A 16,675-nucleotide genomic window follows, 5' to 3' on the forward strand; every position below is an offset into this window, starting at 1 on the left:
TGGTGAAATCGGTAAGGTAAGGGATATGAGGAAGTAGGGCAAGAAATAACCAATGCCCCTCAAGAGTGCTGAGTCAAGAGTGCTGAGTGCTGAGTGGGGAATCTCGCTTTTTTACTCAGAACTCGGAACTGTCTCAACGCCCCGCTAACGGAACTTAGAACTGTTTTGCCCTATGCCCCGTGACTCAGGGATAAAGTCAGAATAATTAAAGAATTAATGAATTTTCGGCAAATAGTGACACCTGTTATCGCCTGGGCTTGATACTGTGTTAAACGAGAGAAAATTATATGAGGCATAATGGTTAACACGTAGCTTATAAAAATCCCATTCGTCGAAAATGCAGCATCTGCTGCTGAAACATCTGTCCTCAATTATCGTCAAAGAAAGCTTGTATGCTTGAATCGCAGTCAGGAAATTCCCCCATCAGCAACTTAAGTCGAATAAACATTAACTCCCAGTTGAGCAGCCCTAGCAACATCGTGCCGATGGTGATAGAACAATCTGGCATGGGAGAAAGGGCTTTCGACATCTACTCCCGCCTGCTGCGAGAGCGGATTATCTTTTTGGGAACACCAATAGACGATGCCGTAGCCAACTCAATTGTGGCTCAGTTGTTATTCCTAGATGCCGAAGACTCAGAAAAAGACATCCAACTGTATGTTAATTCTCCTGGCGGCTCGGTCTACGCAGGGATGGCAATCTATGATACAATACAGCAAATTCGCCCTGATGTTGTTACCATCTGTTTTGGATTAGCCGCGAGCATGGGGGCATTTTTGTTGACAGCAGGGGCTGCCGGTAAGCGAATGTCTCTACCCGACTCCCGGATTATGATTCACCAACCACTTGGTGGCGCTCAAGGTCAAGCCATTGACATTGAAATTCAAGCCAGAGAAATTCTTTACGTTAAGGCTAAGTTGAATCAGTTAATGGCTCACCATACTGGTCAACCCTTAGAAAGAATTGAAGCAGATACTGAGCGCGACTTTTTTATGTCGGCAGAAGAGGCGAAAAACTACGGTTTGATTGATCAGGTCATTTCCAGGCAAAATCTTCCCACAGCAGGGGAAAACGTCACCATTCTGAAATAAGAGGCTGGTATGTCTAAGTACGACTCCCATTTGAAATGTTCATTTTGTGGCAAGTCTCAAGAGCAGGTGCGTAAATTAATCGCGGGGCCGGGAGTCTACATCTGCGATGAATGCGTTGACTTGTGTAATGAAATACTAGACGAGGAATTACTCGATACCAATGGTGCGGCCGCACAACCAGCACCAAGAGCAGAGCCACCTCAAAAACGGCGTACCCACTCTGCTAGTATTTCGTTTAATCAAATACCCAAGCCAAGAGAGATTAAAAAGTATCTAGACGAGCACGTTATTGGTCAAGACGAAGCGAAGAAAGTACTGTCAGTAGCTGTTTACAATCACTACAAGCGGCTGGCGGTCATTCAGTCAAAAGCCAGTGGCAAAGCTGGGGCGGATGACGCAATAGAATTGCAAAAATCCAATATTTTGTTAATTGGCCCGACCGGTTGCGGCAAAACTCTCTTAGCGCAAACCCTAGCGAAAATCTTGGATGTACCCTTTGCCGTCGCCGATGCGACAACGCTGACGGAAGCAGGGTATGTGGGAGAAGATGTGGAAAATATCTTGCTGCGACTGTTGCAGGTGGCGGATTTGGATATAGAAGAGGCGCAACGAGGAATTATTTACATTGATGAAATTGACAAAGTTGCTCGTAAGAGCGAGAACACGTCAATTACCCGCGATGTTTCTGGCGAAGGCGTGCAGCAAGCTTTGCTGAAAATGTTAGAGGGAACGATCGCCAATGTACCACCCCAAGGAGGGCGCAAACATCCCTATCAAGACTGCATCCAGATTGATACAAGTAATATTTTGTTCGTCTGTGGTGGTGCCTTCGTGGGCTTAGAAAAGATTGTAGATCAGAGAGTTGGCAAAAAAGCAATCGGTTTTGTGCAACCAGGAGAAGGCCAATCGAAGGAGAAACGAGCAGCAGATACTCTTCGCCATCTAGAACCGGATGATTTAGTGAAATTTGGCATGATTCCAGAATTTATTGGGCGTGTGCCAATGGTAGCAGTAGTAGATCCGCTAGATGAAGAAGCGCTGATGGCGATTCTTACCCAACCACGCAGCGCCTTAGTGAAGCAGTACCAAAAACTGCTGAAGATGGATAATGTCCAGTTAGATTTTAAAGCAGATGCTTTACGAGCGATCGCTCAAGAAGCTTACCGCCGTAAAACTGGTGCGAGAGCATTACGTGGTATTGTCGAAGAATTGATGTTGGATGTAATGTATGAGTTACCATCCCGTAAGGATGTGACACGCTGTACAGTTACCAGGGAAATGGTCGAGAAGCGATCGACTGCCGAACTAATAATACATCCATCTTCACTACCGAAGCCAGAATCTGCTTAATAGTCATTGGTCATTAGTCATTGGTCATTGGTTATTTGTCAAAAACTAAGGACTAATAACCATATACCAAGGACAAATGACAACTGACAAAGGACAAAGTAACTAATGCCTTATATTAATGTTCGTGGCGTTGAGCATTACTACGAATGGGTGAAAAAACCATCTGGTTCTTTAGTAAAACCAGTGATGGTTTTCATTCACGGTTGGGCTGGTTCGGCTAGGTATTGGCAAAATACCGCTAATGCTTTATCGGAGCAATTTGATTGTTTACTCTACGATTTGCGGGGATTTGGTCGTTCTCGCGGAAAGCCAACCATAGCCCAAGCAAGTGAAGCTGTTGCCGAATCTGAGTCCCCCCAGGAAGAATCACAGGCAATCAAAGAGCTAACTTATGAATTAGAGGAATATGCTGATGATTTGGCAGCTTTGTTAGATGGGTTGCATCTTCAGCGTGTCTACATCCATGCTCATTCAATGGGTGCTTCTGTTGCAACTTTATTTTTTAACCGCTACCCTCAACGAGTAGAGCGAGGAATTTTAACTTGTAGTGGCATTTTTGAGTACGACGAAAAGTCCTTTAGTGCCTTTCATAAATTTGGTGGCTATGTAGTGAAATTCCGTCCCAAGTGGTTAAGCAAAATCCCATTTGTTGACCGGATGTTTATGGCCAGATTTCTGTATAGTTCAATACCACATTCTGAGCGTCAAGCTTTTTTGCAAGATTTTCTCGAAGCAGATTACAATGCGGCATTAGGGACAATTTTTACTTCAGTTAGTAAAACTCAAGCTGAAGTGATGCCGCAAGAGTTTGCCAAGCTGACAGTGCCGACTCTACTTGTAGCCGGAGAGTATGACAAAATTATTCCAGCCGAGATGGGGCGGAAAGCCGCTGCACTAAGTGAGAAAGTGGAATTTGTGATGATTCCCAACACAGCCCATTTCCCAATGTTGGAAGATGCGCCAACTTACTTGCGACTGGTACAAGAGTTTTTGCAAATTAATGCCCGACAACCACAGGTGGGATAACTAAATAGTGGTTTTTTAGACAGTTAAGTGTACCTGTGTAATACCTTGACGCATTTCATATTGTCGCTTTGACCAAGACTTTTGAATTGTTTTACGGAGCAAGGGAGCAAGTTGAATTAACAGCGATCGCAGCAGTGCATTTTTTCGCAGTAGTTCACCTTGTTTAGCTTCCTCTAACTGGAGTTGCTGGGCGCGGATAATTTCTGGCTCACGTTCCGCTTGGATTTGCGATAGTGCGATGTCAATATCCTGGTGTCCAGTTTCTTTGTAGAACAGCGGCACAAGATGATTAGCAGCGACAATCACATCACGGAATGCTAAATTAATTCCTTGAGCGCGGACAGGAGACATTGGGTGTGCAGCGTCACCTAGAAGCAGTGCCCCTGGTGCGTGCCATTTGGGACAATAACCAACTACAACAGAAAGCCGAATGGGCGATTCGATGGTGTCTGCATGATTACGAAAATGCTCTGCTAGCCATGAGGGTGATAGGGAGGCAAAAATCTCTGCCCAGTTGGCTTGTTTCCAGTCAGTGTTTTCGGTTGCCGACATCACCCAAGCCAGATGCAATTTTCCTGACTCTGCTCCGTGAAAGATGCTAAATACGCGATCGCTATTTACAATAGTACGAAACACATTATCACCTGCAAACTCAGGGCTGGCGGCAAGTTTAAACCAGAGAATATCAATATTTTTGGGCTGACGTACCAACTCCAATCCTATACGTTGTCGCACAAGAGAATTTCTACCATCTGCCCCAACCACTAGGTTAGCAGCAAATTCTCTTCCATCGTTAAGTAATACACCTGCTACACGTTGGTTACTCCACAATAAATCCTTTATAGGAACACCCTGAATGAATTCAAACCCATCATTGGTTTGAGCTTCCGAAATCAGTGCTTTGAGCAGTGGTGGTTGTGAAACCAGTGTACAGGGTCGGGTTGCCCCCATTGGTTCATCAACTCGAAACAACTGCTTCCCCCCGATAATGAATTCCCACGCGTCAAGTTGTCGATGGGGAATATGCTCTAACAATGCTGATAGACCCATTTGCTCTAGTGCATCTAAGCCACTAGGCATTAATCCTTCACCGCGAAATACACGATGAAAATCTTTTGCTGCTTCAATTAACGTTACAGCAATACCACGTTTTGCAAGGAGCAGTGCAAGGGTTGCACCTGTTGGGCCTGCGCCCACAATTACAATCTGCACTATCCCATCCCTCCTATATCAATTGCTCTCAAAGATGTTGGTCGAATTATCTTGAGATTAACTCAAACCCAGTTCTCGTTTTAGCAAGTTAATTGAATTAGCGCCGATATAATTTTCAACCTTAATCAGCTTTGGTGGACGAATAATATCTTCATCAGATGCTTGCACGGCTGCTTGCACTGCCGCAAAACTAGCTTGATCACTTATGATTACCTCAGCCCGTTTTACCATAGCCTGAAGTTTATAGGCATCTTTTGGTTGTGAAGTCATCACCAGTAGTTCATCCCCCCGCAAACCGTGGAGAATTACTTCTGCTGCTCGTGCAATGCCGGAACTGAGGCTGACTATGCCTACACAATTTTCTTTTGGTAGGGTTTTCAATAGGCTGAGTTCCTTGCTGTAGTCGTAGATATCCAAAGGAATTACCCGTGCAGCTTTTGGAGCTGCGATCGCTTCCACATTACTGATAAAATACCGACTTGTGACGACTGTCGCAGAGGTAGTTTTATCTAACACAGCTGTTAATTCTTCCATTGCTACCAACTGGACTGGGATTTTTAGCGATCGCTCTAATTCATAGACCATCAACTCACCAGCACCCATATCATAAGATGGAACTGCAACTAGTACCCGCGCACTACAACGCAAGCGCCAGTCAATTTCCGCTAAAAATAGCTCCCTGGCTTGATTGAGTGAACATCCTTGGGTGAGCAGATCATCGAGTGCTTTCTGGACAACTTGATATGCATCAGGATTTTGTTTGAGTATTGGTGATTGCAGTCTACTACCGCCCTCATGACCTTGGGGACGAACATAAATTCCTGAACCAGCCATACTTTCAACAAATCCGTCTTCCTCCAGTTGACGGTAAACTTTGCTAATGGTATTACGGTGTAACCCAGTTTGCATTGCCAGCGCCCGTGTGCTTGGTAATTTGTAAGCAGGCGGATATTGCCGGGAAGCGATCGCAAACCGGATTTGATTAAACAGCTGGGTTGATGCCGGAATTTCGCTGTCTGGCTGAATACGGAATTGAATCATCACCAAACCTCCTGAATACTAAGTGCTGATGAGTGCTGTGAGCGGGGCGTTTGCCCGTGCTGAGGTTTGAGTATTAAGTGTTGCTTGTCTACTCAGCACTTTTAACTCAGCACTATTTTGGTGTCCAGATGCATTTGCTACATATTGAATATTTTATTTACATATAAAGTTTTTCTGGTAGAAATTTCTAATGCGTCCACTATTGGTAATTGATAATTTAATTGGGAATAACCTGGGCATACTGGCATAGTTATATCAAATAAACACACAGCTAATTACACAGCACTGGTAAAAATTATTATGACAGAGCAAGCAACAATTACCACAACGGTTAATCTTTTGCAAGATAATATTCAAGTGTCTGCTTATCTGGCGGAACCAAAAGAATCTGGCTCTTACCCAGGAGTGGTGGTATTACAAGAGATTTTTGGTGTCAACGTTCACATTCGGGAAGTTACAGAACGGATTGCCAAACTTGGGTATGTAGCGATCGCACCTGCGCTTTTTCAACGGATTGCTCCTGGCTTTGAAACCGGATACACACCCGAAGACATTGAAACTGGCAGAAGCTACGCCATGCAGACTCAAGCATCAGAGTTATTGAGCGATATTCAATTAGCAATTGACTACCTCAAAAATCTGCCCCAAGTGAAAAAAGATGGCTTTGGCTGTATTGGCTTCTGTTTTGGTGGTCATGTCGCATATCTTGCAGCCACTTTGCCAGATATTAAAGTTACAGCTTCCTTCTACGGTGCTGGAATTACCACTCGCACACCAGGAGGCGGCGCTCCTACTGTCACCCGTACCAGAGAAATTCCAGGTACTCTATATGGCTTCTTTGGTAAAGAAGATGCTAGCATCCCAGCGGAACAAGTAGACGAGATTGAGGCAGAGTTAGAAAAATATAAAATTCCTCATCGCGTGTTTCGCTACGATGGAGCTGATCACGGATTTTTCTGTGACCATCGTGCCAGTTATAATCCTAAAGCTGCGGCTGATGCTTGGGAGCAAGTAAAACAACTCTTTAGTCAACTAAACTGAAGCATACGCAGGTAAGTTTGTCATTAGTCATTAGTCATTAGTGAATAACAAAGGACAACTGACGAATGACAAGTGGCAAATGACAATCTAAATTCCAGTGGCACCATATCAAATAACAATTAATCTTCAAAAGTCATGAATTCCGAATCGAAACTTTCTCAAACAGCCAATTCGTCATTTACAATGGACGATTTTGCCAAAGCACTAGAAAAACACGACTACCAATTTCAAAAGGGACAGATTGTACATGGCAAAGTGTTCCAACTTGACCATGATGGTGCATACGTTGATATTGGTGGCAAGTCGTCAGCTTTTCTGCCGCGCGATGAGGCTTCTTTGAGAGCAGTTACCGATTTATCGGAGGTGCTGCCACTGCAAGAGGAAATGCAATTTTTGATTATCCGAGATCAGGATGCAGAAGGTCAAGTCACCCTTTCTCGAAAGCAGTTGGAAATTCAGCACATCTGGGAACGACTGGCCGAAATGCAGGAAAATGCTCAGACTGTGCAAGTACGGGTTATGGGTGTGAATAAAGGCGGTGTCACCGTTGATATTCTCTCCTTGCGGGGATTTATTCCGCGATCGCACCTGGCAGAGCGTGATAATTTAGAAGCACTCAAAGGTCAAAATCTGACTGTGGGTTTTTTGGAAATTAATAAAAACACCAATAAACTCATTCTTTCTCAGCGTTTAGCAACTCGTTCTAGCAACTTCAGTTTATTAGAACTCGGTCAACTGGTGGAAGGCAAAGTTACCGGCATCAAACCTTTTGGTGTATTTGTCGATTTAAGTGGCATGAGCGCCTTGCTTCATATTAAGCAGGTAAGCCAAAAATTCATTGAATCTCTCGAAAAAGTATTTCAAGTTGGTCAGCCAATTAAAGCTGTAATTATTGACTTGGATGAAGGTAAAGGGCGTGTTGCTCTTTCTACCAGAGTTTTGGAAAACTTCCCTGGCGAAGTCTTAGAAAATATGGATGAAGTGATGGCTTCAGCTGAGGCGCGTGCCAATAGAGCTAATAATAAAGCATCTGAATAGTTTTAAGATGGGCTGCTTACACAAAGCATACATAGTGCGTAAGCGTAGCCCATCGTAGACATCACACCTGCGGCAAGTGGGATTAATCGGTGAATAGCGCCCACAAATTGATTAATAATCAATATTTCATGACTACCCCTACATCTACAAAGATGTAGGGGGATTGCAAATTAGGAAAACTTTTCACAGACTGTTGTCTAGCCCCTGGCATACAGTGTACACAAAAGTTCTAAAAGCCCAGCTTGATGAGACTTTCCTCGTTCCCCTACTCTACATGGTAACAAGAGAACAAAGGAAAATCAGGCTTTTTCAACTTGTGTATTTACCAGCAGAAAATGCTTGTAAAACAGTAATTTCAGCCAGTTTAAGATGACTTTCGCTATGAGCCGCAGAATTTATTATGAGGCAAAATTCTGCAATATATCTCTTGTAAAAATATTTTGTGATATGGTGATAAGCTGACCTACTGCGAATTGAATCGTCCGAGTTTAAAACACTAGGATTTTCCGCAAAACTGTGCTTGCTTAAATTCTTTACGTGACAATGATTTATGACTATTAGTACCGAGCAGAAACTAATTCATCAGAAAATATATGCCAAAGAATTACGTTCCCTAATGCCACCTGAAGCATTTATTCCCGATCCAAGTAAATTAGTTATCTTGTTCATTAATCTGGCTATCTTGATTCTAGGTTGGATGATAGCGGCTCGGCTAGATTGTTGGTCGCCATATCTTTTATGGCTTTATCTACCTCTAACCATCGTTATGGGCAACAGCGTGGTTGTTTTACTATTTAGTACCCACGATCTGATGCATGGTAGCGTGATTAAAAACGCTCGATTATCCTATATCATTAGCTTTTTAGGGCTAACAATGTTGTGGATGCCACCAACGTTGTGGAAGGCAGTTCATAATCGAGTACATCATAATCACACTAATGATTTGGGCGACCCTGATCGCAATTACTTATATGAACAGTCTGCAACCTGGGGAAAATGGATTCAGGACTTATTTGTGCCTTCTACTGAAGTCAATCCGATATGGTTCACAGTGGGAATGACTTCTGCTTGGGGAGTACATACTTTTCGCAATCTGACATCTGTGCTATTTTTCAATCATGAATCCGTCGATTATGTTCCTGCTGCATTTACAGTCAGTCCTAAAGATCGTCGGGCGATCGCAGGTGAATTATTAATGATGATAATGATTCATCTGAGTATCCTCATCTATCTCCAGTTTGAACCCATAAAGCTCATACTTGGTTACTTTTTACCGATTGCAATTGGTTATGCTGGAGTAATGTTTTATATTTATACCAATCATTTACTTTGTCGGATGACCAGCGTTAACGATCCACTGATTAATAGTATGTCTCTCCGGGTTTATAAAATATTTGACCTGTTGCATTTAAATTTTTCTCACCATACTGAACATCATATTTTTCCAGGAATGAACTCTGATTACTATTGTCTGGTTAGGGATTTGTTAGAAACTCACTATCCTGAACGCTTTAATTTATTGGATGCTGGGGAGGCTTGGTACTTGCTGCTGCAAACTCCCCGACATTATAAAGATGAAAATACTCTTACAGATTGGTCAGGAGAAAAGTCTGTTCCCTGCCCTACAAGCGACAATTAAAAAGCTGACTTTTTACGGTATATGGAAAACCTCTCTTCTATTTCTCTCTCCTAGAAGGCTCAAATGTCAGTTTAACAAGCTATTGACTTGTTGAGCCAGTAAAACTAATCCCATTACCATATCCCCCACATCTACAAAGATATGGGGGATAATTTTTACAGGATTAAGATAAATAAGGTGTGACCTATTGGTTTAGTTGGCGTGAGGATATCTTGAGCATGGCAACAAAGTATAAAAATATGCTCGTACCTTTGTTGAAGTATTGCTGATCAGATTTTGAGCATATATCGAGCATTTCAAAAACTATAAACGCTGAAATATTCAATTAAGGTATTTATATGTTTCTGGTAACTGGAGCAACGGGAGGAATTGGTCGCAGAGTTGTGCGACTCCTACGGCAACGAGAACAGTCTGTGCGGGCATTTGTCCGCCTTAACTCGCGCTACAGCGAGTTAGAACACCGGGGTGCAGAAATTTTCATTGGTGATTTGCTACAGGAAAAAGATATCCAGAAAGCTAGCCGAGGTGTGCGGTATATTATCAGCGCCCACGGTTCTGATAGCGATGCCCTATCCTTAGATTACCGCGCCAATATTGAACTTATTGACCAGGCAAAAGCCAATGGCGTCGAGCATTTTGTTTTCATTTCCGTACTGGGAGCCGATCGCGGTTATGAAGACGCTCCCGTTTTCAAAGCCAAACGAGCAGTAGAGCGATATTTGGCAGCTAGTGGCTTGAATTACACTATTTTACGCCCAGCTGGATTAGCATCTAACTTGCTGCCATTAGTAGAACGGTTTCGCGAAACAGGATTGTATCTGCTGATTGGCGATCGCAAAAACCGTACCTCAATTGTCAGTACCGATGATTTGGCAAGGATAGTAGTGGATTCTGTGACGGTTGAAGGCGCTCGTAACCAGATTTTACCCGTTGGAGGCCCGGAGATTTTATTGCGAGAAGATATTCCCCGAATTTTTGGTCGGATCTTTGCCAAAGAGCCAGTAATAATTAATTCACCACTATTTCTAATTGATGGATTACAAGGTGCATTGGGTTTATTTAATCCTCAAATCCAAAAAGCTTTGGGAACTTATCGCACATTGCTAGCAAATGAATTTTTCTGTACAAAAGATGAAATTGCCAATTTAGAGGCGATTTATAACTTTAAATTGGAGACATTAGAAAATTTTTTGCGGCGCTATTTAGCAGTTTGAATAGTCATTGGTCATTGGTCATTAGTCATTAGTGAATAACAAAGGACAAAGGACAAATAACAAATGACAAAGGACAAATGACAAATAACAAAGGACAAAAATATATGGTAAATGCTGCTCAAGCACGTCAGACAAAAGAGCGATTCGCCCAACCAGAGGAACAACTCACTTATGAATTAGGTAAAGCGGTACAGGAATTGCCACCCCTGTACACTAGATTATTAGCGGGAACGATGAGCGCCATTGTCTTTGGAGCGATCGCTTGGGCGTACTTTTCACAAATAGATGAAGTAGCAACAGCACCAGGGGAATTAATTGCTTCCACACAGGTAAGACCGGTGACATCCTTGGCTGGAGGGTCAATTGTCGCCGTCAAAGTGCAAGAAGGCGATCGCGTTACCAAAGGTCAAATTCTGATTCAAAAAGATCCAGACTTGCAGAAAACCGATGTTTCCCGCCTAGCCAAATCTACCAGATTAATTCAGGACGATTTGCAACGTTTGGATGCAGAACGCATTGGAGGCACAACTACTGGGACGAAAGTACAAGATGAACTTTTAAACTCCCGTTTGCAAGACTACCAAGCGCGTCAAGCAGGGGCGGAAGCAGAAGCAAATCGCCAAATAGCACTCATCGATCAAGCCAAAGTCCGGTTGACTCGATTGCAAGACAACTTAGTGAATGCCAAAACTAGCGTTGCAAATGCTAAAACTAACCTTGCCAATGCAGATAGCATCCGCATTAAAATTGAAAGTAATTTGGCTCTCGCCCAAGAAAGGGAAAAAAGCTTACGCACCCTAATTACTCCTGGCGCTGTACCTCGTGTCGATTACTTGGATGCCCAAGAAAGATTAACTCGTGCAAAGACAGAAATCACTAGATCACAAGATGAAGTGATTAACGCCCAAAATAGAATCACAGAAGCTCAAGATAAAGTCACATCATTAGAAAAAGATATTGCTGCCCAAGCCCAAGAAATTCGCCAAGCAGAACAAGCTTACAACGCTGCACGCAGTCAGGCCCAGCGTGTAGCATCAGAACGCCAAAGTGAAATTTTGACTCAGTTCAACAAGCGTAAAGAAGAACTGACAACTGTTCAAGGTCAATTAGAACAGGCGAGAAAACAGCAAGCATTAGAAACCATTGAGGCTCCAGTTGCGGGTACGATTTACAGAGTCAAAGCCACCAAAGGGCCAGTACAAGTGGGTGAAGAATTAGTGTCAATTTTGCCGGAAGGGGAAGAAATGCTCCTAGAAGTGAAAGTTCTCAACCGCGATATTGGGTTTATTCGTCAAGGAATGAAGGCAAAAGTGAAAATGGCAACTTTCCCCTTCCAGGAATTTGGCATTGTGGAGGGCGAAGTAATGCAAGTCAGTCCGAATGCAATTATTGATAAAGAATTAGGCTTAGTTTTTCCTACAAGAATTAAGTTAAGTAAACACACCGTAAATGTGCGGGGTCAGGAAGTAGCATTTACACCAGGGATGGCCGCTACAGGTGAAATTGTAACTCGTAAAAAGTCAATTTTGACATTCATCACTGAGCCTGTGACCCGACGGTTCAACGAGGCATTTTCGGTTAGGTAGGTTTGTAGCCTCTCCTGTTTTTATTCCAGTTCAAAGGGGATTCACAAAAGTTATGCCTTGGTTGGGCTACGCCTACGCATCCCACAACCCACACCCCACACCTAAAATGTAAGGATTTAGCATTGCTAAACCCTTACATTCATTCACAACAAACGAATTAGTTGGTTGGTTGATTTTCTTAACCAAGCATTATTGAACTGAACTGCAAATCACTACAATTTTCAAACCATACCCAAGAATTTTCTATACTGATCTATTTGTTTTTGCATTTCCTCTAGTAGTTTGCCAAAATCAAGATTATTTTCATCCTCATTGCTATCCATATTTGTGCTGCCCAGAATCTTCTCATAGTTTTGGAATTGCGACCATAATTCTGGATTGGCTAATCCGTTATTACCTGCGGTTGGTGTCAGATATTTTGTCGTTTCTGTAATTGCCTGACCAATCAGAGAACCGAGATCGGAATTATTAAAACTAGCGAGGGTTTCTGGTGTCAGATATTTTGTAGTTTCTGTAATTGCCTGACCAATCAGAAAACCGACATCAGAATTATTAAAACTAGCGAGGGTTCCTGGTGTCAGATATTTTGCCGTTTCTGTAATTGCCTGACCAATCAGAAAACCAACATTGGAATTATTAAGACTAGAAATTGTCTGTTGTGATGTCAGATAACTTGCGGTTTGTGTATAAACGCGTAGCAGGTTGTCGCCAGACATTGACTGACTCGCTAGAGAAGCAAAATTGTAACTATTAGAACTAGAGATTGTACTTTGTGTATTATTTCTTGCTGTCTCTGCAATCACCTGACTCGCTAGAGAACTGACATTAGAAATATTTAAACTAGAGCTTGTAGTTTGTGTAGTATTCCCTGCGGTTTCTGTGACAATCTGACGTACTTGGGCATCAGTCAGGTTGGGGTTAGCACTAAGCATTAGAGCAACTACACCAGCAACGTGAGGAGTAGCCATAGAAGTGCCATTATAAGTAGCATATTGATTATTCGGAACTGAGGAGTAGACCTTGACTCCTGGGGCTGTGACGTAGGCGATTTCATCCGTTCCAGAACGGTTAGAGAAGTCGGGCATATTATTATTTCTATCTACTGCCCCAACTGCAATTCCCGACTTGTATGCATAACGGGCGGGATAATCTGGTAATGAGTCACCATCATTACCTGCTGCCATGACAACAATCACTCCTTTGCTGCTGGCATAGTTAATAGCTGACTCTAGAGTACGATTGGCAGATGCGCCTCCTAAACTGAGATTAATTACATTAGCTCCATTATCCACAGCGTAGCGAATACCCTTAGAGATGGAACTATAGGAACCAGAGCCAGAGTCATTTAAAACTTTGACGGGCATAATCTTGGCATTGTATGCAATACCAGTGACACCGTAGTTATTATTTTCTCCTGCGATCGTGCCGGAAACATGGGTGCCATGACCGTTTATGTCTAGGGTGTTGTTGTTGTTACCAGAGAAGTTCCAGCCGTAATTATCATCAATATAACCATTGCCATCATCATCTATACCGTTACCAGCAATTTCGTTGGCATTTGTCCAGATATTATTCCTCAAATCCTCGTGGTTGTAGTCAACCCCAGTATCTACAACAGCAACAACAACACCTTGACCTGTGTATCCATGTGCCCAAACTTCTGGTGCTTTAACAAGGTCTGCCCCCCAATTATTGCCACCAAGATTAGGAACATCAGCAAAGGTATTCTGACCAGTAGCTCTAGCCACTGCTGCTGCCCCATTAATCAAGCCATAGCCATTGGTGGAGTTATAATTTCCAGTGCTAAAAGCATTAGCAGTAGCGTTAATGGTATTTTCGGAGTCACCGTTATTTAGCAACTGCACGTCCGCGGAAGTTGAGTTATAGCTACTACGTCCGCTGAAGTTAATGCTGTAGTCATCCTTCGTATTAAAGCTATCTAATGAGGATATTGAAGTGACGTTTAGCTGTTTATCTGGCAGCACATTGTTATTAACATCATCAATGAGCATAAGTATTTTTTCTCAAAGATAGCAATCGTTTTTTTGACAGATTCCAGCGTTAAAACCTTTACAAGAAAAAGATTTTAATTTGTGAATAAGCTCTATTGTCAATAATTACTATGTAATCTCACAACAAAATGCTAATTCTACTACTAAAAAACATAATTAATAGTAGAATTTTTCTTGGCATATTAATTGATACAATAAAAATTAAATTTGTATCAGTTTAACTATCAATTGGCGGATAAAAAATTAATTTAGCTATGCTTCTAAACTTATAATTTCTAAAGGTTTTTAACATTAGTTAATATCTGTCATACCAATAGAGTGTGTTACAAAGAAAGGTAGAGGACAGAAGACTTTTATGAAAGAAGTATTAATAAAAACTTTAGTTGTGGGTTATTGCCCACCAGTATAAAAATATTTGTGTCGATAGCGCCGACGGCAAGCGAGTCAGGCGCTTTTGTGTCGCTAACGCGACGCTCGATAGCGTAGCGTTAGCGACACGAGACACAAGGAAGCCAGTGCGGTCTTGGAATGCATCCTAAGTGAAGCATCTGGCGTCGTCCTTACTTCAATGTCAAAACTTAATTTTGTCTAAAAAGACCAACAGTCTACGGAGTATAAAAAGGAGGAAATTCTTCTCAAACTAAGTTTTTAAGATTTGTATGTACACTGTAGTTTTGTAGGAGAGAGGTTTTGAACTCTCTCCATTTCCTCTTAGAGTATCTTTGATTCCACATGACGTGAAAAGTCAGATTTGGAACAGCTTATTAGAGTTTTAGCGTAGGCATTGTAGAACTTTTCGATCTACTGAATTTATTTTTTGAAGTTCCCTTAATAACAGGTGGAAAGTTTCACTTGGGTCTAAATCCCCACTTTCTACCCGATAACTGAGAACTGATTTAATAGAGGCGACTCAGTGTGTACTCAGCTATGTTAATCAATGCCTGGTGGGATTCTGAGGGTGGGAGAACTGCAAGATGTTCAATTGCTAACTTAGCATGGTGAGCAGCTAACTCTCGCGCCTGCTGTATACCTTGACTGTCTTGAATTAATGCTAGTGCTTGCTCTAAATCATCTTCTTGAGCAAACTCTCGTTCAATCAGCACTTCTAAAGATGGTTTTTCTGCTAAAGCAAATAAAACCGGTGCAGTCAGATTACCACTTTTGAGATCCGACCCCACTGGTTTACCCAAGGTATCTGTTGTACTGGTGAAATCTAGAATGTCGTCAACAATTTGAAATGCTATACCAAAATGACGACCGTAGCTATACAGATGCTCAACAGTTTCTCGTGAGACTTCACTGAGCAATCCAGCTGCTTTAGAACTGTTAGCGATTAACGAAGCTGTTTTGTAGTAACTCTTCTCAATGTAAGTTTCAATAGAGATACCAGCATCAAAACGATTTAATCCCTGCTGAATCTCCCCAGTAGCCAGATCCATAATGACTTCTGAGAGCAGTTTCACCACCTCCAAATTGTCCAAGTTTGCTAAATACCAGGACGATTGGGCAAAGAGAAAATCTCCTGCTAAGATGGCAATGCGGTTCCCAAACAAACTATGAACAGTGGGAACGCCTCGCCGCACGTCTGATTCATCTACCACGTCGTCATGTACCAAACTTGCTGTGTGAATCATTTCTGTAATCTCAGCTAGGCGGCGGTGACGCGGTGTAATGTCTTGTTCTAACATTGTTGCCCGCGATATTAGCAGGACAATTGCTGGTCTGATACGCTTTCCCCCAGCTCCGAATAAATGTTCGGCTGCTGCAAACAGAATGGGGTGGCGGTTTCCAACTAGCTGTTTTAGGTTATCTGCTAGTAGTCGCAGGTCTGCTTCCACAGGGGTAAACAGGGAGGTGGCTGGGGTCATGGATGGGCGGACTCTGACTTAGGTTACGAAAGTTTACATATCCTATACTCATTTTAAGATAACCCTGTGCCAGCGCAAAGTTTTCATAAGGTAATCCCATTTTTATGAGCCTAGGGGTGATAATTAAGGTTGACAATGGGTTTGTCAATAAGTAATTGTGCTTAATTTTTGAGAACTCAGATTTTAAACTAACTTAAAACATAAATTTTCAGTATGTGGGAATAAATATCAGATTAAATTGTATTAAGTAGTTTCTCATCTCACCTTTACCGCCACAGTTCAAAACAAAAGTTAAGTAACATTACTTATTGACAAAAGACATGCAATTTAAATTTTTTGCCAATGAGTAAGGCTAAATTTTTTCAGATTGAGTCATAGCTCTTCAAAAAATTTGAAATTTAGCAGCCGATTGGGCTTCAAATTCAGGGTCGTTGTGTTACGCTAAAATGTAGGAATTTTAAATTTTTCAGATATTCACACCCCAAAAGTTAAGTCAGCTACTAGTTGATTTTACTGAGTTGGTATTGTGAGTCTAAAATAAATATTCGTCGGTAAGA

The 16,675-nt window shown here is 42.2% G+C and carries 12 protein-coding genes; 8 read left to right on the plus strand and 4 right to left on the minus strand.

Annotated features, from left to right (window positions below):
* Nucleotides 1-392 precede the first annotated feature (392 nt).
* The 3 genes from clpP to HUN01_RS21455 all read left to right on the plus strand — a co-directional run bounded on the left by clpP (nt 393) and on the right by HUN01_RS21455 (nt 3,467).
* The gene (gene clpP, locus HUN01_RS21445; protein WP_181927897.1) at nt 393-1,091 is read left to right on the plus strand and encodes an ATP-dependent Clp endopeptidase proteolytic subunit ClpP; all 699 of its coding nucleotides are present in this window, start codon (nt 393-395) and stop codon (nt 1,089-1,091) included.
* Between the two features lie 9 nt (nt 1,092-1,100).
* Nucleotides 1,101-2,441 carry an ATP-dependent protease ATP-binding subunit ClpX gene (gene clpX, locus HUN01_RS21450; protein WP_181927898.1) on the plus strand — a complete coding sequence of 447 codons (1,341 nt, stop codon included), beginning with the start codon at nt 1,101-1,103 and terminating at the stop codon, nt 2,439-2,441.
* A 105-nt stretch (nt 2,442-2,546) separates the two neighbouring features.
* Complete coding sequence (locus tag HUN01_RS21455; RefSeq protein ID WP_181927899.1) at nt 2,547-3,467, plus strand: alpha/beta fold hydrolase; 921 nt, start codon at nt 2,547-2,549, stop codon at nt 3,465-3,467.
* Between the two features lie 15 nt (nt 3,468-3,482).
* On the opposite strand, the gene HUN01_RS21460 is transcribed toward HUN01_RS21455, so the two are convergent.
* The gene (locus tag HUN01_RS21460) at nt 3,483-4,682 is read right to left on the minus strand and encodes an FAD-dependent oxidoreductase (protein ID WP_181932770.1); all 1,200 of its coding nucleotides are present in this window, start codon (nt 4,680-4,682) and stop codon (nt 3,483-3,485) included.
* A gap of 54 nt (nt 4,683-4,736) precedes the next feature.
* Nucleotides 4,737-5,720, minus strand: coding sequence for a GntR family transcriptional regulator (locus HUN01_RS21465; RefSeq protein WP_069071408.1), 984 nt, complete (start codon nt 5,718-5,720; stop codon nt 4,737-4,739).
* A gap of 300 nt (nt 5,721-6,020) precedes the next feature.
* Between HUN01_RS21465 and HUN01_RS21470 the strand changes: the two genes are divergently transcribed.
* The 5 genes from HUN01_RS21470 (at nt 6,021) to HUN01_RS21490 (ending at nt 12,238) form a co-directional block, all read left to right on the plus strand.
* Nucleotides 6,021-6,761: a dienelactone hydrolase family protein gene (locus tag HUN01_RS21470; protein WP_181927900.1), complete on the plus strand. Its 741-nt coding sequence runs from the start codon at nt 6,021-6,023 to the stop codon at nt 6,759-6,761.
* A gap of 135 nt (nt 6,762-6,896) precedes the next feature.
* Nucleotides 6,897-7,799: a S1 RNA-binding domain-containing protein gene (locus tag HUN01_RS21475; protein ID WP_069071406.1), complete on the plus strand. Its 903-nt coding sequence runs from the start codon at nt 6,897-6,899 to the stop codon at nt 7,797-7,799.
* Between the two features lie 550 nt (nt 7,800-8,349).
* Nucleotides 8,350-9,438, plus strand: a complete 1,089-nt coding sequence (locus HUN01_RS21480) for a fatty acid desaturase family protein (protein ID WP_181927901.1) — start codon at nt 8,350-8,352, stop codon at nt 9,436-9,438.
* A gap of 338 nt (nt 9,439-9,776) precedes the next feature.
* Nucleotides 9,777-10,652 (plus strand): SDR family oxidoreductase, encoded by an 876-nt coding sequence (locus HUN01_RS21485; protein ID WP_181927902.1) that lies wholly within the window; start codon nt 9,777-9,779, stop codon nt 10,650-10,652.
* Nucleotides 10,653-10,729: 77 nt separating this feature from the next.
* The gene (locus HUN01_RS21490; RefSeq protein WP_238845528.1) at nt 10,730-12,238 is read left to right on the plus strand and encodes a beta-barrel domain-containing protein; all 1,509 of its coding nucleotides are present in this window, start codon (nt 10,730-10,732) and stop codon (nt 12,236-12,238) included.
* Between the two features lie 221 nt (nt 12,239-12,459).
* Here the strand turns inward: HUN01_RS21490 and HUN01_RS21495 are convergent, their stop codons facing one another.
* Nucleotides 12,460-14,250: a S8 family peptidase gene (locus HUN01_RS21495; RefSeq protein WP_181927903.1), complete on the minus strand. Its 1,791-nt coding sequence runs from the start codon at nt 14,248-14,250 to the stop codon at nt 12,460-12,462.
* A gap of 896 nt (nt 14,251-15,146) precedes the next feature.
* On the minus strand, nt 15,147-16,118 hold the full coding sequence (gene sds / locus HUN01_RS21500; RefSeq protein WP_181927904.1) for a solanesyl diphosphate synthase: 972 nt from the start codon (nt 16,116-16,118) through the stop codon (nt 15,147-15,149).
* Nucleotides 16,119-16,675: the final 557 nt, after the last annotated feature.

Origin of the sequence: Nostoc edaphicum CCNP1411 (genome assembly GCF_014023275.1) — a bacterium.
GTDB classification, from domain to species: Bacteria; Cyanobacteriota; Cyanobacteriia; order Cyanobacteriales; family Nostocaceae; genus Nostoc; species Nostoc edaphicum_A.

Bases quoted from the DNA above. Each gene is read 5' to 3' on its own strand.
- clpP (WP_181927897.1), top strand. From the start codon at position 393: ATGCTTGAATCGCAGTCAGGAAATTCCCCCATCAGCAACTTAAGTCGA.
- clpX (WP_181927898.1), top strand. From the start codon at position 1,101: ATGTCTAAGTACGACTCCCATTTGAAATGTTCATTTTGTGGCAAGTCT.
- HUN01_RS21455 (WP_181927899.1), top strand. From the start codon at position 2,547: ATGCCTTATATTAATGTTCGTGGCGTTGAGCATTACTACGAATGGGTG.
- HUN01_RS21465 (WP_069071408.1), bottom strand. From the start codon at position 5,720: ATGATTCAATTCCGTATTCAGCCAGACAGCGAAATTCCGGCATCAACC.
- HUN01_RS21470 (WP_181927900.1), top strand. From the start codon at position 6,021: ATGACAGAGCAAGCAACAATTACCACAACGGTTAATCTTTTGCAAGAT.
- HUN01_RS21475 (WP_069071406.1), top strand. From the start codon at position 6,897: ATGAATTCCGAATCGAAACTTTCTCAAACAGCCAATTCGTCATTTACA.
- HUN01_RS21480 (WP_181927901.1), top strand. From the start codon at position 8,350: ATGACTATTAGTACCGAGCAGAAACTAATTCATCAGAAAATATATGCC.
- HUN01_RS21485 (WP_181927902.1), top strand. From the start codon at position 9,777: ATGTTTCTGGTAACTGGAGCAACGGGAGGAATTGGTCGCAGAGTTGTG.
- HUN01_RS21490 (WP_238845528.1), top strand. From the start codon at position 10,730: ATGACAAATAACAAAGGACAAAAATATATGGTAAATGCTGCTCAAGCA.
- HUN01_RS21495 (WP_181927903.1), bottom strand. From the start codon at position 14,250: ATGCTCATTGATGATGTTAATAACAATGTGCTGCCAGATAAACAGCTA.
- sds (WP_181927904.1), bottom strand. From the start codon at position 16,118: ATGACCCCAGCCACCTCCCTGTTTACCCCTGTGGAAGCAGACCTGCGA.